The sequence below is a fragment of the Paraflavitalea sp. genome (assembly GCF_059502485.1).
Window position 1 is genome coordinate 733,550 of the sequence record NZ_JCACET010000010.1, and the last position, 19,917, is coordinate 753,466.

General features: G+C 47.7%; 25 protein-coding genes. 10 read left to right on the plus strand and 15 right to left on the minus strand.

All coding sequences use genetic code 11. From position 1 onward, the window contains the following. Positions 1–16: 16 nt before the first annotated feature. Positions 17–706 (minus strand): response regulator transcription factor, encoded by a 690-nt coding sequence (locus AC5JBY_RS20250; RefSeq protein ID WP_495906467.1) that lies wholly within the window; start codon positions 704–706, stop codon positions 17–19. A 169-nt stretch (positions 707–875) separates the two neighbouring features. Between AC5JBY_RS20250 and AC5JBY_RS20255 the strand changes: the two genes are divergently transcribed. After that, positions 876–1,151, plus strand: coding sequence for a hypothetical protein (locus AC5JBY_RS20255; protein WP_495906468.1), 276 nt, complete (start codon positions 876–878; stop codon positions 1,149–1,151). A gap of 117 nt (positions 1,152–1,268) precedes the next feature. On the opposite strand, the gene AC5JBY_RS20260 is transcribed toward AC5JBY_RS20255, so the two are convergent. Further along, positions 1,269–1,532, minus strand: coding sequence for a SemiSWEET family sugar transporter (locus tag AC5JBY_RS20260; RefSeq protein ID WP_495906469.1), 264 nt, complete (start codon positions 1,530–1,532; stop codon positions 1,269–1,271). A 156-nt stretch (positions 1,533–1,688) separates the two neighbouring features. Here AC5JBY_RS20260 and AC5JBY_RS20265 point away from each other — a divergent pair, with 156 nt between their 5' ends. The 4 genes from AC5JBY_RS20265 to AC5JBY_RS20280 all read left to right on the plus strand — a co-directional run bounded on the left by AC5JBY_RS20265 (position 1,689) and on the right by AC5JBY_RS20280 (position 5,057). Then, the gene (locus tag AC5JBY_RS20265) at positions 1,689–2,471 is read left to right on the plus strand and encodes a polysaccharide deacetylase family protein (RefSeq protein WP_495906470.1); all 783 of its coding nucleotides are present in this window, start codon (positions 1,689–1,691) and stop codon (positions 2,469–2,471) included. Between the two features lie 89 nt (positions 2,472–2,560). Beyond that, positions 2,561–3,127 carry a cupin domain-containing protein gene (locus AC5JBY_RS20270; RefSeq protein WP_495906471.1) on the plus strand — a complete coding sequence of 189 codons (567 nt, stop codon included), beginning with the start codon at positions 2,561–2,563 and terminating at the stop codon, positions 3,125–3,127. A gap of 83 nt (positions 3,128–3,210) precedes the next feature. Next, positions 3,211–3,645 (plus strand): response regulator, encoded by a 435-nt coding sequence (locus AC5JBY_RS20275; RefSeq protein ID WP_495906472.1) that lies wholly within the window; start codon positions 3,211–3,213, stop codon positions 3,643–3,645. A gap of 17 nt (positions 3,646–3,662) precedes the next feature. Continuing rightward, a complete protein-coding gene (locus AC5JBY_RS20280; RefSeq protein WP_495906473.1) occupies positions 3,663–5,057 on the plus strand; it encodes a GAF domain-containing sensor histidine kinase in 1,395 nt (464 codons plus the stop codon). Positions 5,058–5,090: 33 nt separating this feature from the next. Here the strand turns inward: AC5JBY_RS20280 and AC5JBY_RS20285 are convergent, their stop codons facing one another. The 3 genes from AC5JBY_RS20285 to AC5JBY_RS20295 are packed head-to-tail and all read right to left on the minus strand — an operon-like array spanning position 5,091 to position 8,820. Beyond that, a complete protein-coding gene (locus AC5JBY_RS20285; RefSeq protein WP_495906474.1) occupies positions 5,091–7,325 on the minus strand; it encodes a xanthine dehydrogenase family protein molybdopterin-binding subunit in 2,235 nt (744 codons plus the stop codon). A gap of 12 nt (positions 7,326–7,337) precedes the next feature. Beyond that, on the minus strand, positions 7,338–8,357 hold the full coding sequence (locus AC5JBY_RS20290; protein WP_495906475.1) for an FAD binding domain-containing protein: 1,020 nt from the start codon (positions 8,355–8,357) through the stop codon (positions 7,338–7,340). Beyond that, positions 8,350–8,820, minus strand: coding sequence for a (2Fe-2S)-binding protein (locus AC5JBY_RS20295; RefSeq protein ID WP_495906476.1), 471 nt, complete (start codon positions 8,818–8,820; stop codon positions 8,350–8,352). Before AC5JBY_RS20295 ends, AC5JBY_RS20290 begins: the two co-directional genes overlap by 8 nt. A 126-nt stretch (positions 8,821–8,946) precedes the next feature. Here AC5JBY_RS20295 and AC5JBY_RS20300 point away from each other — a divergent pair, with 126 nt between their 5' ends. Beyond that, positions 8,947–9,312 (plus strand): hypothetical protein, encoded by a 366-nt coding sequence (locus AC5JBY_RS20300; protein ID WP_495906477.1) that lies wholly within the window; start codon positions 8,947–8,949, stop codon positions 9,310–9,312. Between the two features lie 21 nt (positions 9,313–9,333). On the opposite strand, the gene AC5JBY_RS20305 is transcribed toward AC5JBY_RS20300, so the two are convergent. Together AC5JBY_RS20305 and AC5JBY_RS20310 are read right to left on the minus strand one after the other, a co-directional pair. Next, entirely contained in the window at positions 9,334–9,756 is a 423-nt protein-coding gene (locus AC5JBY_RS20305) for a response regulator (protein WP_495906478.1), read from the minus strand. Next, the gene (locus AC5JBY_RS20310) at positions 9,753–10,193 is read right to left on the minus strand and encodes a response regulator (RefSeq protein ID WP_495906479.1); all 441 of its coding nucleotides are present in this window, start codon (positions 10,191–10,193) and stop codon (positions 9,753–9,755) included. The genes AC5JBY_RS20305 and AC5JBY_RS20310 overlap by 4 nt, the downstream gene beginning before the upstream one ends. Before the next feature lie 111 nt (positions 10,194–10,304). Here AC5JBY_RS20310 and AC5JBY_RS20315 point away from each other — a divergent pair, with 111 nt between their 5' ends. Next, the gene (locus tag AC5JBY_RS20315; RefSeq protein ID WP_495906480.1) at positions 10,305–11,213 is read left to right on the plus strand and encodes an alpha/beta fold hydrolase; all 909 of its coding nucleotides are present in this window, start codon (positions 10,305–10,307) and stop codon (positions 11,211–11,213) included. Between the two features lie 12 nt (positions 11,214–11,225). Continuing rightward, on the plus strand, positions 11,226–11,585 hold the full coding sequence (locus AC5JBY_RS20320; RefSeq protein WP_495906481.1) for a nuclear transport factor 2 family protein: 360 nt from the start codon (positions 11,226–11,228) through the stop codon (positions 11,583–11,585). Between the two features lie 34 nt (positions 11,586–11,619). Here AC5JBY_RS20320 and AC5JBY_RS20325 read toward each other — a convergent pair whose 3' ends face one another. The 4 genes from AC5JBY_RS20325 to AC5JBY_RS20340 all read right to left on the minus strand — a co-directional run bounded on the left by AC5JBY_RS20325 (position 11,620) and on the right by AC5JBY_RS20340 (position 14,573). Then, entirely contained in the window at positions 11,620–12,156 is a 537-nt protein-coding gene (locus AC5JBY_RS20325; RefSeq protein ID WP_495906482.1) for a nuclear transport factor 2 family protein, read from the minus strand. Between the two features lie 38 nt (positions 12,157–12,194). Further along, complete coding sequence (locus tag AC5JBY_RS20330; protein ID WP_495906483.1) at positions 12,195–12,947, minus strand: SDR family oxidoreductase; 753 nt, start codon at positions 12,945–12,947, stop codon at positions 12,195–12,197. A 40-nt stretch (positions 12,948–12,987) separates the two neighbouring features. Then, entirely contained in the window at positions 12,988–13,818 is an 831-nt protein-coding gene (locus AC5JBY_RS20335; RefSeq protein WP_495906484.1) for an SDR family oxidoreductase, read from the minus strand. A gap of 125 nt (positions 13,819–13,943) precedes the next feature. After that, positions 13,944–14,573 (minus strand): TetR/AcrR family transcriptional regulator, encoded by a 630-nt coding sequence (locus tag AC5JBY_RS20340; RefSeq protein WP_495906485.1) that lies wholly within the window; start codon positions 14,571–14,573, stop codon positions 13,944–13,946. 191 nt (positions 14,574–14,764) lie between these two features. Between AC5JBY_RS20340 and AC5JBY_RS20345 the strand changes: the two genes are divergently transcribed. Next, complete coding sequence (locus tag AC5JBY_RS20345; RefSeq protein ID WP_495906486.1) at positions 14,765–15,217, plus strand: response regulator; 453 nt, start codon at positions 14,765–14,767, stop codon at positions 15,215–15,217. A gap of 11 nt (positions 15,218–15,228) precedes the next feature. Here AC5JBY_RS20345 and AC5JBY_RS20350 read toward each other — a convergent pair whose 3' ends face one another. The 3 genes from AC5JBY_RS20350 to AC5JBY_RS20360 are packed head-to-tail and all read right to left on the minus strand — an operon-like array spanning position 15,229 to position 17,878. Continuing rightward, on the minus strand, positions 15,229–15,708 hold the full coding sequence (locus tag AC5JBY_RS20350; protein ID WP_495906487.1) for a CinA family protein: 480 nt from the start codon (positions 15,706–15,708) through the stop codon (positions 15,229–15,231). 9 nt (positions 15,709–15,717) lie between these two features. Then, the gene (locus tag AC5JBY_RS20355) at positions 15,718–16,668 is read right to left on the minus strand and encodes a hypothetical protein (protein ID WP_495906488.1); all 951 of its coding nucleotides are present in this window, start codon (positions 16,666–16,668) and stop codon (positions 15,718–15,720) included. A gap of 4 nt (positions 16,669–16,672) precedes the next feature. Then, complete coding sequence (locus tag AC5JBY_RS20360) at positions 16,673–17,878, minus strand: PQQ-dependent sugar dehydrogenase (protein ID WP_495906489.1); 1,206 nt, start codon at positions 17,876–17,878, stop codon at positions 16,673–16,675. A gap of 129 nt (positions 17,879–18,007) precedes the next feature. Here AC5JBY_RS20360 and AC5JBY_RS20365 point away from each other — a divergent pair, with 129 nt between their 5' ends. Then, positions 18,008–18,811 carry an SDR family NAD(P)-dependent oxidoreductase gene (locus AC5JBY_RS20365; RefSeq protein WP_495906490.1) on the plus strand — a complete coding sequence of 268 codons (804 nt, stop codon included), beginning with the start codon at positions 18,008–18,010 and terminating at the stop codon, positions 18,809–18,811. Between the two features lie 133 nt (positions 18,812–18,944). Here the strand turns inward: AC5JBY_RS20365 and AC5JBY_RS20370 are convergent, their stop codons facing one another. Beyond that, entirely contained in the window at positions 18,945–19,916 is a 972-nt protein-coding gene (locus AC5JBY_RS20370) for an SDR family oxidoreductase (protein ID WP_495906491.1), read from the minus strand. Position 19,917 lies beyond the last annotated feature (1 nt).

Sequence of the window (19,917 nt, forward strand, 5' to 3'; positions counted from 1 at the left end):
TGTTTAATTCCTAATTTCATGTAGCTTTCAACATATATCCCATACCGGTTTGTGTGAGGATCAGTTTTTTTTCATACTTCTTATCAACCTTATTGCGAAGGTAATTAATGTACACATCAATGACATTAGAATTGGTATCGAAGTCAATATCCCAGACATTGACCGCAATATCGGCCCGCGATACGACCCTGTTGCGGTTACGAATAAGAAATTCCAGCAACTGAAATTCTTTAACTGTGAGCGTAATACTATCGTCACCCCTTCTTACTTCTTTGGTATCGAGGTTCATGATAAGGTCATCAGCCTGCAAGAGATTGCCTACCGGCAGGTGCTGAGACATGGTGCGCTTCAGCAATACCCTGATCTTTACTAACAGTTCCTGAAATTCAAAAGGTTTTACGAGGTAATCATCTGCTCCTGAATCGTATCCTTCTATTTTATCATTGAGTCTGCCCAGTGCTGTTAGCATAATGACCGGCATTTGGGCATTGTGATTGCGGATAATGCGACAAAGCTCATAGCCATTGATACCTGGCAGGTTGATGTCCAAAACAACCAGGTTAAACGAATGTGCAAAATATAATCGCTCACCGATCTTTCCATCATAAGCTACTTCTACATGGTATCCATGTTCCATGAGACCAGTTTTCAATGTATCCGCGATCTTGTGTTCATCTTCTACAATCAAAACTTTTCGCTCTTCCATAATCTAAAATAATTGTTATCGATTGTACAACAATCAGAGAAAGCCGTGCCAAAAATATGTTAAAGCCAGCTCTAATGTAATTCTAATATGAGGCTAACAGGCTGCTAATAGCACGGGTGTAATTTTAAGGCATTCAAAAGAAATCAATTTATTAACCGCATATAGCTATGTGTATAATCAGTTGATACAAGCCTATCTGGGATCGCATGAAACAGCAGCTATCAAAGATAGTTTATTGCTTGCGCCGGAACCGGTGAAGCAAAATGCGTGGTATAAAGTTGCTTATGGCCATCTATTGCTGGCGGAAGGCGCCATGATAGAGCAGGCAGGGCTGATCTCAACATTATGCGTGGCAATGCTTATCGCAGGCTTTCGAATGGAAACGAAGCGTACAAGGCCTACCAGGACGCCAAACAATATATTGCTATTCTGGAAAAAAGGCTGAATGATGAATAAATGACATCATTACCATTTTTATAGGTTACATAGGTGTTTTTCAATGGTTCTTTTATCATGAGGAGGCCGTCTCTAATCAGAGGCGGCCTCTTAATTATGTTTATGTTTAAGCCTTGTTTTTATAAATACGGCTAAGTATAAGGATGGTTACATTTAACAGGATGGAAAAGCCATTGGAGATGATGATGATCCAATCTTCTTTGCGGATGCCATAAATGACCCACAATACCAAGCCAGTGAGTAACACCAACATCATGGCTGTGGAGACATTTTCTGCCTTTTTCTCGTTTATCAGTTTAATTAGCTGGGGCAGCAGCGCCAGGCCTGTGCCAACGCTGGCTGCAATGCCTATAACTTGTGTGGTATCCATATTTACCGATGAGCAGAAAAATTATACCAGCCAAAGCAACCGTTCTGTAGAGATATCTGCTCAAAAACCAAGCAGTCAGTCATCTGAATACAACGACTCGCTAAAACTTAATGTTGGTTTTGCAGGCAGGTATTTATCTTCAGAGAAACGCTCATTATGATCTTTTCGAAATCAGTATGGCTTTTTTTCCTGTCCTTTTTTCCTGCCGTGTCCGTGTTCACGCAAACAGCTACCATCTGCCTGACGTATGACGATGGTCTCCCCTCTCACCAAACGACGGTGATCCCACAGCTTGACTCTTTTAACTTCAAAGCCACCTTTTTTCTTCCTTCCTTTACCGGTGCCTCTACCCAGATCGGAGAAGCTTCTCCTGTGCTTACCGGTTGGCGAAATGCAGCTCTCCATGGCCACGAGCTGGCTAATCATACGCTTTTTCATCCCTGCCCGGAGCAATTGGGTTGGGCGCCAGCGTTATCGATCGAACGTTACTCTCTTGATCAGCTTATCCAGGAAATCACTACGCAAAATGCCTTGCTTCGCGCCTTCGATACGACGCGCAAGCAGCGTTCTTATGCCTATCCCTGCAATAATACGGTGGTGGCTGGTAAGGACTATGCTGCTGTATTGCAGCAACGAAAGCTCTTCCGCTTTGCACGGGCAGGCGGCGACAGTAATAGTGTGGTTACCGATATCAAAAAAGTTCCACTGATGAAAGTGCCCAGCTGGTTGGTAGAAGAGGGAACCACGCTGGAGCAGCTGATCCGATTTGCCGAGAAAGCGAGGGCGGCGGGCGGGCTTGCGGTTTATCAGTTCCACGGCATCGGGGCTGAGTTTTTCAGGGTGGACGCTGCCACCCACCGGGCTTTTCTTGCCTACCTGGCCGCACACCCTAACTGGTATCATGTGCGTACATTTTCTGACGCCCTTAGGCAGCTTTAAACTTGCATCTGCTCAATAATCTATACCGATTACTCAGCATCATAATCCGGTAATGGCTGGTTTGGTAATTTACCTATAAATCAACCAATATGAAACGAAGCACCTTCCTCGCCTCTCTGCTGGCTGTAATAAGCTTTCCCAAAAAGTCCTCCGCCCACTTTCGGCATTTACTACCTGCGAAAGGCAAGGTTTTTAAAGCAAAAGCCGGAGAGGGCAGATTGCATGGCCATTTAAAGCTAAAGGGTGTGAACTCCAACGTACTGGATGTGAAAGTGTCAGGGTCTGACACAGAAGGCGCCCTGGCTGTATTTGAGCAAACTTCGCTTTCACAGGGACGGGGAACTCCCTTTCATGTGCACCCTTCGCAGGATGAGATCTTCTATGTGCTGGAAGGTAGTTACCGCTTCAAAGTAGGTGAAGAATTGTTTGATCTTACGGTTGGCGAAACTATATTCCTACCCCGCGCCGTACCGCATGCCTGGACGCAGGTATCACCTACCGGTAAAATGCTGGTGATGCTTCAGCCAGCCGGTAAGCTGGAAAACTTCTTTGTTACCATGGCCAACATGGATCATGAGCCCACGCCTGAAGAGGTGGCAAAAATTTTTGCCGACAATGAAATGAAAGTGGTTGGGCCTCCTTTGCCGGTGAAATAGCCAGTTTAGCGCTCTAATTACTTTAATGTCAGTAAAATGCATAAATTACCTACATTTAATGCAGATTACTAATATTGCCCCTTTTGACTAAAAGATTTGTACTGGTAGATGATGATACGGATGATGCCTATATCTTTTGCGAAGCAATGAAGCAAATAGCATGGGTTGAATGTATCACCATCGAAAATGGGTTGGAGTTATTCGACTTATTATCAACGCATCATATCAACAGCTCGGACGTCATTTTTCTGGATATCAATATGCCTATGATAGATGGCTGGCATTGCCTGAAAAACTTAAAGAACAGTACTGAATATGCCAGTATTCCCGTTATTATGTACTCAACGTCTGCAGCCAGGAAGGACATCGATATGGCCTACCATTTAGGTGCGCACCTGTTCCTGACAAAACCTGAAGACATCAGAGAGTTATCCAATATTCTTGAGATCGTGGCCACCAGCCCGCCAGATTCCCTTTTAAGCCAACTTAAAGGGTTTAAGCATGTGGTAAAGGTTTAGCTATAAAATTGTGCATTATGAATGAAACAGCCGTCTTAGGTATCACCCAAGCTGCTCACTATGTGGAGGAAGTTGATAGCACGTCATCTACGAGCAAAGAACAACTGGAAATAGAACTGGCCGATGCCCGGCTTTTACACAGGCTAAGTATCGAGCTGATCCAGGAAGATGGAATAGCGGGGTTGTATAAAAAAATTGTAGAAGCCGCTGTGGCCATCATGCGTTCGCAATATGCCACTATCCAGATGCTTTATCCTGAAAAGGGAAGCATCGGCAAGCTTCGTATACTTGCCTGTAGCGGGTTTACGCCGGAAGCCGAAAAGTACTGGGAATGGGTATATGCTTATACAGGCAGCTCGTGCGGAGAGGTATTAAGAACGGGTAAACGCGAAGTAATTCCGGATTACCGGACCTGTGCATTTATGCAGGGCCATCCCACATTGGCTGTTTTCCTGGAAGGTGGGATATTGGCGGCTCAAAGTACGCCGCTTTATTCGAGAACGGGGCAACTCCTCGGCATGATATCGACCCATTGGAATCACCCTTATGATCCACCTCAACGTCACCTTGATCTACTGGATATCCTTTCACGCCAGGCAGCCGATCTTATCGAACGCACCAACAATGCTGAAGCGTTGAGAGCAAGTGAAGAAGAAAAAAATGCGCTTTTACTGCAACTTGAAACGATGGTTGAGGAAAGGACGAAAGAACTTAAGCGCTCCAATGAAGACCTTCAACAGTTTGCACATGTTGCCAGTCACGATCTGAAAGAACCCGTGAGAAAGATCAGGACTTTTGGGCTCCGGTTGAAAAATGAGTTAAGCGATACTTTAAATGATAATTCCAGGTTATTTACTGAAAAGATCTTAGAATCGGCCAGCCGGATGTCGACCATGATCGATGGTGTTTTGAATTATTCCTCGCTGAACGGCATCGAGCAGAAAATGGAGCTATTAGACCTAACTAAAATTTTGTCTGATATCAAGCATGACCTGGAAGTGCTGATCGAGGATAAGGGCGCCATTATTCACTGTGATCAATTGCCGGTCATTGAAGGAGACCAGGTTCTGATTCACCAGCTATTTTATAATGTGATCAATAATTCTCTTAAGTTCTCCAAGGCATCTGAGCCGCCTGTCATTACCATAAGCTCCACCCCCGTTTTGATTCATGAAACAGCTTATTTAGCCATCAAGGTATCGGATAATGGGATTGGGTTTCCTGCGGCTTACAAGGATAAAATATTCGACACTTTTACGCGCCTTAATGCTAAAAGTAAATATGAAGGTACTGGCTTAGGGCTTTCCCTGTCCAAGCAAATCGTTGAAAGGCATAAAGGGTTCATCGAGGCCAATGGGGTGGAAAATGAAGGGGCTGTCATTATTATCACTCTTCCTGTACAGCAATCTTAATTACGTTTCTTGTTTATCATAGGTCATGAATGTCTATAAAAGTTCATCAAAGTGGATGGGTAGTTTATAGATGCGTTTACCGGTGGCATGAAAGACTGCATTTGCAATGGCAGCAGGCATCGCCACTAATCCTATCTCTCCTACTCCTTTTACACCCAATTCATTGATGAGCTTGTCGGGCTCGTTTGCAAAGATGACCTCCAGCTCGTTGATGTCTGCATGGACAGGTATATGGTATTCTGCCAGGTTGGTATTGATGTATTTACCCAAGGTTTCATCGAGTATTGTTTCTTCGTGCAAGGCTTTGCTAATGCCCCATACCATGGAGCCGGTGATCTGGCTGCGTGCTGTTTTGGGATTGATGATCGTACCGGCTGCCACGGCTGTGACAGCGCGGGTGACGGTGATCGTTTTCAATTGCTCATCTACTTCCACTTCCACGAAGGCAGCGCTGTGGGTAGCTTTGGCATATTTTCTCAGTTTCAGCAAATGCGGCCTACCCATTTTGTTGACTTTGATAGGACGACCTTTGTTTGCAGCAACAATGGCCGCCATGGAAACAGCTACTTCGGGGTCATTCTTTAAACATATGTTTCCCTTGCTGAACAGGATATCTTCTTCGGCTGCATGGGCCAAGGGTGAGTTTTTCATGCTTTTTGCCTTCTTCCATAATTTTTTCTTCAGCTCTTTGGCAGCCATCACAATCGCAGAACCTGTGGAAGCCGTGCTGGCCGAACCTCCCTGGAACATGGAAAAAGGATTTTTGCTGTCGCCGTACTGGAAAGTAACATCTTCGATGGGCAGTCCCAGTTCATCGGCAGCAATCTGCGTCATGACGGTGAGGGTGCCGGTGCCGATATCGGTGACGGCATTGCTGATGATGAGTTTTCCTTCTGCGGTGATGATGGCTTCGACGCGCGCAGGAAACTGGTATGCATCCCAGATGCCGCTGGCCATGCCATAACCTACGAGCTTGTTGCCGCGCTTCATGCTGGCTGGCTGCGGGTTTCGATCGCTCCATCCAAATTTTTGGGCGGCCTGCAGATAGCATTCTCTCAATGCTTTGCTGGTAAATGGCTTGCCTGTCGACGGGTCGGTTTCCGCGTAGTTACGCAACCGAAATTCCAGGGGGTCGATATCGAGTTTATAAGCCAGTTCATCCATGGTGCACTCGATGGCATGCAGGGCGGTGCTGCCTCCGGGGGCCCGCATGTCGAGGGGCGTATAGAGGTCGAGGGAAACCAGTTTATAATCGAAGAAGGTATTGGGAATGGGATATAGTTTGTGACTCCAATCGGACACGATCTCGGTATAATCTTCGAACCGGGATGTTTCGGAAATGGCGAGGTGGCTGGCGGCGGTCAGTTTGCCGTTCGTATCTGCTCCGAAGCGCAGCCATTGTACATTCTGCGGCCTATGGCCAAAGGAAAACATCTGTTGGCGGTCGAGCGTAAGACGGACGTTGCGTTTCAGCTGCAAAGCTGCCAATACGCATAGAAAAAGCTGGTACTGTGGCCGGAGGCCGGCTCCAAATGCCCCGCCGACAAAGGGCGCCAGGACGCGCACATCTTTATAGTGCAGGCCAAACACATTGGCGACGTACAACTGATTGTTGATCGTGCCCTGCGTTTTATCGTAAATGGTGAGTTTGCCATCGCCTTCGTAAATGGTAGTAGTGGCAAAGAGTTCCATCGGGTTGTGGTGTTCGGTACTGTGCCTGAACACTGCTTCTACTTTTGCCGCCGCCTCCTTCAAAGCTTTTTCAAAATCGCCTGTGGGTTTAGGCGGTGGTGGTTTCATCAAAGAGGCCATTCCTTTTTTAGGTTTGTGTGCATGGCCGAGGTTATCGTTGAGGCAGGTATCAAATGGCGCGTATTCATATTGGATATTGACCAATGAGGCGGCGTAACGGGCTGTTTCAAAATCATTGGCCACGACCAATGCTACCGGCTGTCCATTGTATTTTATTTCGGCGTCATGCAAAGGCTTGAACACGATGCCTGGCGGCGCATCCATGTCGGCGTGCTGGAGATCAAACCAGGCAAGCCGTGGCCTGTTCTCATGGGTAAATATTTCTATCACGCCCGGCAATGCCTTTGCTGCCGACAGGTCGATGTGGGTTATCTTTCCTTTGGTAATGGTGCTGTTGACCACATAGGCATAGAGCAGATCCGGGACCTGGTAATCTGCGGCGTATTGGGCGGCTCCTGTCACTTTCAGTTTTCCTTCCAACCTGTTGAGGGGTTGGCCTACTGTTGCTTTTTGCATGTGTTCCTATTGTTATGCTGAAGGCTGGGCACCGGGCAATTGTGTTTCCGGGTGCAATGCCATCATGCCATTGCGTATGATCGCCTGTCTGGCGAGTGTTATTTTAAAGTTGTTGTACTTAAATCCCTGTGCGCCCTGCAACAGTATATCTGCCGCAGCAGCAAAGGTTTCTTCGTTGGCCGGTTTCCCTTTCATCATTTCTTCAGCTGCCGGTAAACGCCAGGGCTTGTGGGCTACACCTCCCAATGCCATGCGGGCATTGGTGATGGTGTCACCCTCCAGCTCGAATGCGGTAGCTACTGACACCAATGCGAAGGCATAGGAATGGCGATCGCGTAGTTTGAGGTAGGAGTAGTTTTTTGCAAAACCTGTTGCAGGCAGGTCGATCGAAGTGATCAACTCTCCGGGCTGCAGGTTGTTGTCCTGCTGCGGTGTGTTGCCCGGCAGCCGGTGGAAATCCGCAAAGGGTATCGTCCGTTCCCCGTGACTGCCGGTGACATTGATAACGGCGTCCAGTGCAGCCAGGGCTACACTCATGTCGGAGGGAAAAACGGCGATGCATTGCTGGCTGGCTCCGAGGATGGCGTGCATGCGGTTGTAGCCATCGATGGCCGAACACCCTGAGCCCGGGTTGCGTTTGTTGCACGGAACATGGGCATCATAGAAATAATAGCAACGGGTGCGTTGCAACAGGTTGCCACCATTGGTAGCCATATTTCTTATCTGCGCGGAGGCGCCTGCGAGGATTGCTTTTGATAATAAGGGGTAGCGTTCTTCAATGAGCGGATGGTAGGCCGTGTCGGCATTGGTGACCAATGCGCCGAGCCGCAGTCCACCCTCTTCTTTTTCTTCAATTCTTTTTAGCGCGGTTAAATTGTTGATGTCGACCAGCAGCGTTGGATGCAGCAGATCATATTTCCAGAGGTCCAGGAGGTTGGTGCCACCGGCAATATACATCGCTTCTTTCCGGTTATTTATGGCGTTTGTGGCATCGTCTGTAGTGAGGGGTTGTATGTATTCAAAATTATTCATAGGGGCTTTGATCTTTTACCTGCATGATGGCATCGATGATACCAGTATTGGCTCCACAGCGGCAGAGGTTTCCGCTCATCCCCTCTTTTACTTCGGCACGTGTGTGGGCTTTTCCTTCTTTGAGCATGCCGATGGCGCTGCAAATTTGTCCGGGAGTACAATAGCCGCATTGAAAAGCATCGTGGTCAATGAATGCCTGCTGGAGCGGGTGCAGGTCTTCGCCATTGGCAATACCCTCAATGGTTGTAATCTCCGCACCATCCTTCATGACGGCCAATGTCATGCAACTGAGGATACGTTTACCATCACACAAAATGGTGCAGGCACCGCATTGGCCATGGTCGCAGCCTTTCCTGGTGCCGGTGAGTTGCAAGCGCTCCCGCAGCATATCGAGCAGGGACACCCAGGGAAGTATCTCCAACTCATATAGTTTCTGATTGATGGATAATTTAATGAGGGCCATAGGTGATGTGCAGCAGGAAAAAATATACCAGGCCTTTTGTATCTTTTACGTAGAGATGTGGGGGCATTAAGGCTATAATGCGCGCCGGGCATGAAATATGTACATTTTATTTTATAACCCGCCAACATGATAAAATTACGTTTACTGGTACTTTCTCTTCTTGTTCTTTGTTTTTCGTGCATGAAAGGTTCTTATACAAAATCCTGCGAGCTGACTACCGGTTATCAAACTTCGCCAGCAGCCGGCATCGTCACTTTTGAGGTGCATATTACCGGATCGGCCTACTTACAAACACTTATCTATCACACCGGCGACGGTCCTGTGACTGTAGAGAAACCTACCCTGCCTTACTTTATTTCATTGCCGGTGGAAGCTAATGAGCGGACGGGCCTGCAGGTGAAGGGTATTGCCATAGAAGGTAGCATCAACATTCAACATACGGTGATCACGGGTACCGATACAGTGCGGGTGCAGGACGGATGTGAAGGGTAAGAGAAACTATCCTGATCATGGCTATCCTATGTTGTTAATATGTTTGCAGAGTTCCCAGTAATCAAAAATTTTGGTAAGCATTGCCTGGACTGCGCTGTAGGAGTTTGGCTTCGCAAAGTATCCCTGTACGCTTAATAAATGGGCTTTTCGTACTGCGGCCGGCGTAGCATTGGTTGAGATAAAAACAAACGGGATGCCTTTTTGCTTCAGAAAATCATCGGCCTGTATCTTTTCTTTTAGTTCAAGACCATTCATGATCGGCATATTGATGTCGCATAGAATAATAAAGGGTTGTTCGGGTGTCATCAACAAATAGTTCAGTGCATCGAGTCCGTTGGGGAAAAATCTCAAGGGGTTTGGAATCTGTAAGTCAGTTATGATTTCCGCATAGATATCCCGGTCATCTTTATCATCTTCGATAATTATTATTGGTCCTTTTGTCATGCGGTTAGTTTTATCAATTCATTATCCGGTAAGTTACCTTCTGCTATGGCTTTGAATACGCTGGCTATTTCTACCAGTTCACTCATGGCAGTTCCTTTCTGAACACAGGCCAAAGCACCCAGTGCTATCAAATCCTTCTTCTTTTGTGGAGAGATCATTGTAGATAAGATAATTACGGGAATATGTCTGGTGTTGTTATTTTCTTTCAACTCAATAAGAACCTCCGTAGCGCTTTTTTTTGGAAGCGAATTGTCCAGCACTATCAGGGAAGGGTATTGTGCTTTTTCAATCTTGCTCAGATAGGCCATCAAATATTCTGCATCGATGAACTTTTTAAGTTCTGCTTCATATCCTATTTGTATAAATGCCTGGTCTAACAGGAAGCGGTCGTCGCCGTCATCATCGACTGCCAATATTTTAAATCGCATGTTGTCCATACTCCCTTTTTTGCCCAATTGGTTAAAATACTCATGCCAGGCTGGTGTTCTTGTGGAAACTGCTGTGCAGGCTGGATGGCATGGTTTTGTTCGTTTTTCTATAAAGACGTCATGAGAAACATTATCTATATACCTATTGCACTCCTGCTTTTTGTTGCAATTGGATGTAATAACGATCAACAACAGCCTGTTATGAAAGATGAGGTAAAAGACGCGGTTACTGATACTACTACGGCTACCGCTGCCGCAACAGCCCTTTCAAAAGATGGCACCGTCATCGCTTACGAAAAGAATGGTCAAGGCCCCAGCCTCATCGTGGTGGGCGGCGCATTGTCTCACCGGAATGCCTATACCCGGGAGCTTTCAGCCAAGCTTGCCAGCCATTTTACTGTTATTTCTTACGACAGACGTGGCCGGGGTGAAAGCAAGGATACAAAACCTTATGCTGTGGATAGGGAAATCGAAGATATCGAAGCGCTCATCGATAAGGCCGGTGGCAGCGTGTATTTGTATGGCACTTCCAGTGGTGCGGCTCTGGCGCTGCTTACTGCTGAAAAGCTTGGGCCCACCAAAATAACGAAACTGGCGCTTTATGAACCTCCTTACGGATCAGCTTCGAAAGAGGCCGTTGCAAGTGAAAAGCGTGCAGTGAACAAATTTTTAAGTGATGATGAGCCAGCTGAAGCCGTCACCTTCTTTCTGGAAAAAAGGGGTATACCTTCCGATAAAATGGAAGCCATGAAGCAATCTCCGGAATGGAAGGACATGGTAAGTATGGCTCCTACCCTTATGTATGATCTTGCCATTTTAGGAGATGGAACAGTACCCTTCGACGTTGCAAAGCGTATAGCTATTCCTACGCTGGTGATGGATGGTGAGAAAAGCTTTCCTTTTATGCATGCTACTGCAGACACTGTTGGAAAAACTATTCCCGGCGCCCAGCGTAAAACCATCAAAGGCCAAACGCACAACCTTTCTGCGGATGCAGGCGGGCCTGTGCTGCTTGAATTTTTTAAGTAGTAAAATTCATTTATGTCTGACAATAATAAAGAAGTATTGAAAAGGGCTAATGCTGCTATCACTGGCGGCGACCATGAGGGATTCCTGGCGTTGTGCACGGAGGACACGGAATGGGAATTTGTAGGTGAAAGAACGCTGCGCGGGAAGGAGGCTGTTCGTCAATGGATGAAAACGGCTTATCAAAAACCTCCCGTATTTGTCGTTGAATACCTGATTGCCGAGGGGGATTTTGTTACAGCGGTGGGCACTATTACCCTGGAGGATGAAAACGGGCAAGCGGCTGATCACGCTTATTGCGACGTCTGGCGGTTTCATGAGGGAAAAATGGCAGCTTTAAAGGCTTTTGTTATCAAGCCAAAAACTTCACCCTGATGAGTGAAGCTTTTTTGTAATCATGGTTCTGTTTTTACCTTACCGGCGTCTTCCCCTTCACTTTTTGGGCGACCTCCCAGGAGTCTTCCAGAAAGTTGTAGCTTTTGATCTGACCGTTCTCAACGATGATATCCATACAGAAGTCTGATTTCATGAGCTGATTGTTTACGAGGTAGCGTGATTCGAGTTTACCCAGCACGACGACCCTGTTGCCCTTCGTGAGCATGTCGGTTATCGTGAGCTTTTCGGACCTGATGTCTTTCCGTAACAATTTGTAGTGGTCTGCAATTTCTTTTCTTCCTGTTCTGATGCCTATCCATGGGATATTTTTGACATCACCGGGGATCGTCATCACGGCATCTTCGGCGTAGAATCCTGCCAATTCTTCGGCTGAAGCTCCCGCCTTAAATCTCGCAAACCAGCGATTGATGGTTTCGATGGGCTCTTCGGATGTGTTGTGTTGAACCGTTGTTGAAACATCACTGATTGTTGCTGTAACAGGTTCTGTTTGCCTGTGCCAGGTAGTTGCGAATAATGTAACTAAACCTGAAATAATAATTGTTGTTTTCATTGTGCTTGTTTTTTGATTTAATAAGTGAGTTTTGACATCTATACTGCGATCGGTCCCAATGCAAATCCACCGTCTGCCACAAATTCGGATGCGGTGGAGAAGGCTGCATCTTCGGAGGCTACGAATAGGATGTACTTCGCAATTTCTTCTGTGGATGCGTTCCTGGGGATCGCAAATTTGTCGACTGGCACCAATGCCTGTCCTGACACCGGATCATATGCCAATGGGGTTTCAATGATTCCCGGATGCACCGCATTTACGCGGATCCTGTCATGTGCGAGTTCATAAGCGGCTGTTTTCGTCAATCCCCGGAGGGCCCATTTGCTGGCGCCATAGGCAGCAAGGTGTGGGGTGGCATGCAAGCCTGCGATGGAGGAAACATTAACGATGGAGCCACCGCCTGCTTTACGCATAGAGGGCGCAACGGCCCGTATGCCGAGCAGTGATCCGGTGAGGTTGGTATCTATTACCTTCTTCCACTCCTCCAACGGCACTTGTTCTACCGAACCTACCGCGAGGTATGCGGCGTTATTGATCAGGACGGATACTGCCCCAAAGCGTGCTTCGGTGGCAGCAATTGCCGCTGACCAACTGACTTCGTCTGTTACATCCAGTGTAACGAAGAGGGCTTTCTCTCCTGTCTCTTCTGCCAACTGAGCGCCTTCTTTTTTTCTTCGGGCGGCGATCACTACGTTGGCGCCTTCGGCAGCAAATTGTTTGACGAGCGTTTCGCCAAGCGCGCCTACCGCACCCGTAATGATGACGGTGCGATCATTAAATCTTTTTGACATGGTACTATTTTAAAGTGATGAATAAAAAGCCTGCGGGCTATCAGGCCAGTGCAGGTTGTGGTTTGAACTGCTGTTGTATACTGTTCAGGAAGGTTGCGTCGTCTTCAACTTTCCGCATGTGCAATAAAGACTCCGCATCGGCACCAGCGGGGTAACGCAGTTGCTGGCTGCCATCGGTAGCAGCGCGGTAAATGACCGCGGCGATATCATTTGCAGTGGAGGCATTTTGCTCTGCAGCCCCAAAACCTACAAATACACTCTGCACCAAGCCCTGGTATGCAGCCAGGCGTTCATCATTGCTGAAATCAAAAGAGCGACCGCCAAAGTCCGTGGCTACCATACCAGGTTGAATGATCTTCACGCGTACACCGATGGCGTGCATCTCATAACTCAGGGCTTCTGAAATGCCTTCGACCGCAAACTTTGTCCCGTGATACAGGGTGCCGAGTGGAAAGGTAATCTGGCCACCCATCGATGAGATGTTGATGATCATACCCTCTTTACGCTCGCGGAAATGGGGGATCACTGCTTTGGTGGTTTGCAGCAGTCCAATAACGTTGGTGTCGAACTGCCGTTCTATCTTCTCAACGGTGGTGGCTTCGAGCGGGCCATAGGCACCATAGCCTGCATTGTTGAGCAATACGTCGATCCTGCCAAACTTGTCAATGGCGGTAGCGACTGCTGTACGGATCGACAGCGAATCGGTTACATCCAGCCGGGTAACCAGTGCATTGGGAAAGTCCATCAGCTCCGATTCCGCTGCCGGATTGCGCATGGTGGCTACTACGTTCCAGCCTTTTTGGTGGAACAGCATCGCCGCAGCTCTGCCGATACCACTGCTGGCTCCTGTAATTAAGATTGTCTTTTTCATTTCATTAAAATTTAGCTTGGTGATGTATATTATGAACTAAGTTATAATATTGAACAATGTTCATTATTTGGGCCGAAAAAACGACGTATTGATACGTCGATAGATAACATTCACGGATTAATGCCTTACCTGGCGGAGGTCTTGCTGCTGCGCAGGAACTTTGCGAAATCCTCAAAGCCTTTCAGCAGCAGGTTGTCGGGGTCGGCAAAATCCACCGCCTTCACCCGGCCATTGAGGTACAGGGAGCAAAGGCCATGTGCCGTGGACCAGACCAGGTAACTGACCGAATCGCGGTCCATACCACTGAAATAGCCCAGCTCAATGCATTCATCAACAGTCGTTTTCAATCTCTTAATGACCGTCTTTCCTTCAATCCATTCGGAATCGTTCTCATTGAGGAAATCGATAGGCGCCTTCAGGTTGTACATCAAATCATACATGTCCGGATTCTGCATAGCGAACAGGATATATGCCCTCCCCCGTGCTATTAACCTTTCCATCGGATCTGCAATGTGTTGCAAGTTTAGCTGGGTCTCCGAGTATTGCTTAAATCCCATAGAGTGCAGGGCATGCAGTATCTCATTTTTATCGCGGAAATAGACGTACACCGTGCCGATACTGTAATTGATCTTATCGGCAATGTTGCGTATGGTCGTTTTCTCGACACCCTTTTCCACGAAAAGCGCTTTGGCTGCCTGCAGGATCAGGTCGCGCAATTCCTCTTTTTCTTTTGCCTTTCTTTCTGCTATGCTCATAATTGAATGATGTAAAATTAATGAACAGTGTTCAATAATCCAATTTTTTGTTCCTCTTTTTAAGATTTTTTTCGATTTGAAAGCAATTCATAGTAACAACCACTTAGCTCAGTACATTTTTCCGGTTAATTCGTGCAACCAGCTCTTATTGATATCCGTCTTCGGTATATCTTTGCGCACCCCAACACATTATGAACCAACGACACACTCTTCCTTCCGTATTCCTGGCCGACGATGACGAGGATGACCGTTTTCTTTTTGAGACGGCGTTCAAGGAGGTAACCGATGAGGCGCAGCTTGTGATGGCCCATAATGGTAAAGAATTGATGAACATACTGGAGCTTACTGTGCCCCCACCTCCTGAAGTGATCTTCCTGGACTTAAATATGCCGCTGAAGAATGGGTTTGTTTGTCTATCCGAAATCAGGAAAACCAACAAGCTGAAGGATATTCCCGTTGTGATCTTCTCTACTACTTCTCATCAGGAACATATCAACCGTGTGTTTGAAGGTGGCGCCAATTACTACATGCGCAAGCCGGACAGCTTTCCGAAATTAAAGAATGCTATTGAGCGGGTGCTGTCGATCGACTGGGAGCAGGAAGCTTTTCAACCCAGCAGGGATCAATTTGTTCTTGACTATTGACCTACTACTTATCATAGCAGTTGCGCTAACTTATGAAGGACTGCATTGGCATAATAAAGCTGGATCGCCGACGGTTCTGTGCCCGGCGGCTTCAATCTGCCAGCTGCCTTCAGCTTACCTGCGCCAGTAATTGCATAAAAGGCAAATATCTTTCCTCCGGCTTCCGGTGTAGCTGTTGCATAGCCTGTGATCCCTATTCCCCAGTGACTGCCAAAGGCGTTGCAAACGTTCAAGGCCATTTCGCGGGCCACTTTTTCTGAAACGCAGTTAACGGCTGATGCATGTATTGGTTCTACTTTTAAATGCCTGAACTTCTGCGCTATGTTGTAGGCGGTCAAGCCTCCCTGATAGAAGCCTGCTGCATCCGGTATATTGGCAAAGGCGTATTGTAACAGCCCGGATGTTACGCTTTCTGCCACAGCGATGGTCTGCTTCTTTGCCAGTAAATGCTTTCCGATCTTTTGAAGATCCTGTTTATTGAAAATATCCATTTTGAAGCATTATTTCACCGACCGGAATATTGCCTGCTGAAGGGAGAACTCTTCTGATGGTTTGGCCATGGGATCGGTTAATTCATTGAGTTTTGAATTGAGCACAAAGACGGTATTTCCTTTCAGCGTGGCTGTGGATGGTTGTGAAAAGCGGTCTTCGAATGAAGTGGCTGCTACCAGTTCGCAGGACTGCCAGTTGTTGGCCGAGCGCAGCCTGAATATTTTATGGGAACCTTCGTTTTGTACGAGTACGAGGTTGCCCTGTTCATCCCACAGGAGGCCATCGCCTCCCGGAAAGAAAGCAGGTTGTTGTACTTTGGTAATGTTTGCAGGATTGCTGAGATCGATCTTGTACAATTGTCCCTGGCTGCTGTTGACCACCAGTAAATATCCTTCTTTGTGCCAGACAATGCCGTTGAGCCCTACATCTGTTCCTGCGAATAAAGGCGTTTGGGCCAACACTGAAGGCTTCCCTCCTGCTACACGGTAAATGACCGGTGAATAGCTGTCGGTGATGTAGACTGTTCCGGTGGCATCTATCGCCAGGTCGTTGGCAAAATGCTTTCCGGGAATAACGGCGGACAGGTCAATGTCATCTGTTTTGCTGGCGGTCTTCAGGTCCAGCGCAATGAGCCGGATCATTTTCTTATGGGTTGTTGAATCTTTGTACTTGCTGTAGGTGGGATCGCCGGTGCATATCCACAATTTGTTTTTCTTCGGATCGACCTTCATGCCAAAGCTTGATTTGAGGGTGCTGTCTTCGTAGAAGGGTTTGAATACCCCTGCCTCATTCACCGTAGCTATCGTACCGGTTTTGACGGAGCCAACGAAGAAGTGTTTGCCTGTTTCATCCCAGGCAACGCCTTCGGGATAAAACTTGGGTGCTTTGAAATTAATACGTGGTGTTTGCGCAAAGGTGGCTGTGGTGATGGCTGTGAGTAATATCAAGAAGTACTTCATGGTATTAATTTTTGGCAGTGGAGGTGGCTGGTTGTACGGCATAGATGGCGCCGCCTGCATCATCGGAAATAAAGATGGTGCCGTCGGAGGCGATCGCTAATCCTGCCGGACGGCCAAAGCGGGTTTTAGCGGCTGGATTGTAAAAGCCAGTGAGAAAATCGATCGCTTCTGTTGGTTGTCCATTGACAAAACGGATGCGTTGCACTTTGAAGCCTTGCGGATCCTGGCGGTTCCAGGAGCCATGCCAGGTGACCAAAGCATCTTCATGGTAGGCTGCGGGAAAGTCGGCCTTGTCGGCTTTGCCTAAAAATTTAAAATCGATGGGTGCTGCATGGGCCGGAAACATCATGACTGCGGGCTGTGTTGTTTTGGCGTAGGCTTCTTTGGTGGAGCCGACCGGATCTTCGCGGGTTGGGTCGGGTGTTTGTTTTCCATACACCAATGGCCAACCGTAATCGCCGTCTTTGATGATCTTATTCAATTCTTCGGGCGGTATTTCATCGCCGCGCCAGTCGGTGCCATGGTCCATGCCCCATAATTCTTTTGTTTGTGGATGCCAATCGAAGCCTAATGTGTTGCGCAATCCTCTTGCGTATACTTTACGTTCTGTGCCATCGGCGTTCATCTGGAGCATGGTGGCATGTTCGGGATTGGTTTCTTTGCAATCGTTGCAGTCGGAGCCAACGGTGAGGTACAGTTTGCCATCCGGTCCGAATGCGATGGTACGGTTGTCGTGTTGTCCGCCGTCGGGCAGGTCGTTGATGAGGGTATCCAGCTTGCCTACCGTGCCGTCGGCATTCAGTTTTCCGCGGGCCATTTTTTTGGTGGCGCAGAGGTATAGCCAGCCTTCGTGGATGGTGATGCCGTGTACGCCATTGAACTGGGCTACTATTGTTTTGAGGGATGTATATTTTCCATTGGCATCCCTGTTTTGCAGTAAGAGTACATCGCCTACATCGCGGCGCGTAATGTAGAGGTTGTTGTTTGCGCCCACTGCCATCATCCGTGGCTTTCCCAGTCCGCTGGCAGCAATGGTTACTTTGAAGCCGGCCGGCACTTTGAGGCGGCTGATGAATGATGGCTGAAAATCTTCGTGGGCTGCAAAATAAGTATTGACGTTGGCGCTGACCGGTTGTTTGGCCGGATGTCCTTTTTGTGCAACTGCTGTGGCTGTGAGGCTAAGGCAAGTGGCGAGTAGTATTGTTCTCATGTACTATGTTGCAGAAAAACTATACCAGCCTTGTTTTTCAACTAACGTAGAGATGTGGGGACATGTCACTGATAATAAGCGAGGCATAATTATAGCTGCCTCTATCCTTATTCACAATAAAACATCATTATGGAAAATACAGGGGCTTTTGTGTTGATAACCGGGGCCACCAGCGGGATTGGCTATGAGCTGGCCAAGCTTTTTGCTGCTGATGGCTTCAACCTGGTTATCGTTGCGCGTCATGAATCGGACCTTCAACTAACGGCCAGCGAGCTCAGCCAACGTGGCGTGGAGGTAATCACTATTGCCAAAGACTTGTTTGAGCCCAATAGTGCCTTTGAATTGTATGATGAGGTGAAGGCTCGTGGTATTCAAATCGACATACTGGTGAATGATGCTGGTCAAGGTCTTTATGGAGAATTTGTGGACACCGATATTCAGCGTGAGCTTGCTATCATTCAGCTCAATATTTCCAGCCTGGTGGTGCTGACGAAGCAATTTATAAAGGATATGGTTGTACGGGGGGAAGGCAAGATACTGAACTTATCTTCCATTGCCAGTAAAGCTCCCGGGCCTTATCAATCTGTGTATCATGGCACGAAGGCATTTGTTCAATCTTTTACAGAGGCAGTTAACAATGAGGTAAGGGAAACCGGCGTAACGGTAACTGCCCTATTGCCCGGCGCCACCGATACGGACTTCTTCAACAAGGCGGGCATGAATGCCTCCAAAGTTGTTCAGGAGGGAAAACTGGATGATGCTACCAAGGTAGCGAAAGATGGTTACGAAGCGCTTATGGAGGGCAAGGATATGGTGGTATCTGGTTTTAAGAACAAGGTGACTGTTGCCATGAGCAATTTGATGTCTGACAGCACCGCGGCGAACACGCTTCGCAAAAAACAGGAACCTGTTGAAAGGAACTCGGGGAAATAGTTTTTGGTTGATTTTTCATGCTTAGGCCCTGCGCACCTGCAGGGCCTTTTTTCTCCAGGCAGTATAATGCCAACAAAAAAATATCCCGTGCAAGGCGTATAGCACGGGATATATGAATCTGTATGGGTACCGATCAAGATCTTCTTGCAATAATCAAACCAGCCATTATACCGGCTATGCCGGCGAGCGCGATCACCGTGGCCCGTTTCTTCGTGGCCGGACCGGGTTGCCAGCCTCCGTCGATGCTGGTGCCAAAATGCACCGGTTCTTTTACATTGCCGCTGGTAACCGGCAATTGCGGCGCTTTTTTCAGGTAGGTGCGCATTAGTGTTACCGTAGCCAGGCGGCTAATGGCCGGAAAGAAATTCCAGGCAAGCCGCAGGAGTGCAGCTCCTAAACCAATCGTTTTACTGTCAACCGGCGATTGAACTACCCGCAATACGGCGCGTGCTACTTTTTGCGGAGCATACACTGGAGGGGCCGGCTTCAATGCCTTTCCTGTGTAATTGGCAGCGTGCTGCATGCCCGGCGTATCGAGGAAGCCCGGATACAGATCGCATATATGGATATCTTTCCACCCTATCAACTCTCCTTTTAGTGCTTCGGAGAAACCCCGAAGACCAAACTTGCTGGCCGTGTATGCCGTGGCATAAGGTGTAGGAAACCATCCTCCTACTGAAATATTATTGATCAGTATGCCGTGTGTTTGTTTTTTGAAATAGGGAATTATTACATGTGCACTGTGGAGATAGCCCAACAGGTTAGTTTTGATCACTGCCTCGCTCACGTCTGTGGGAACCTCTTCAATAGGACCGGCGGCCAGGACGCCTGCGTTATTGATCCATACATCGATGGCACCACCAAACTGGTACGCTTTTTCGGCCAGCACCCTGATCTCTTCCACGTCTTGCATATTGGTCGGTACGATCAATACCTTTCCCCCAGCCTTCAGGCAGGCCTGCGCAGTCTCTTGTAAAGCGGCTTCGCGACGTGCTGCCAATACAAGGGTGGCACCAGCAGCTGCCAGCTCAAGGGCAATGGCTTTGCCTACTCCACTGCTGGCTCCCGTTACTACGATTGTCTTTTGGTGAATGGATGTTTTCATA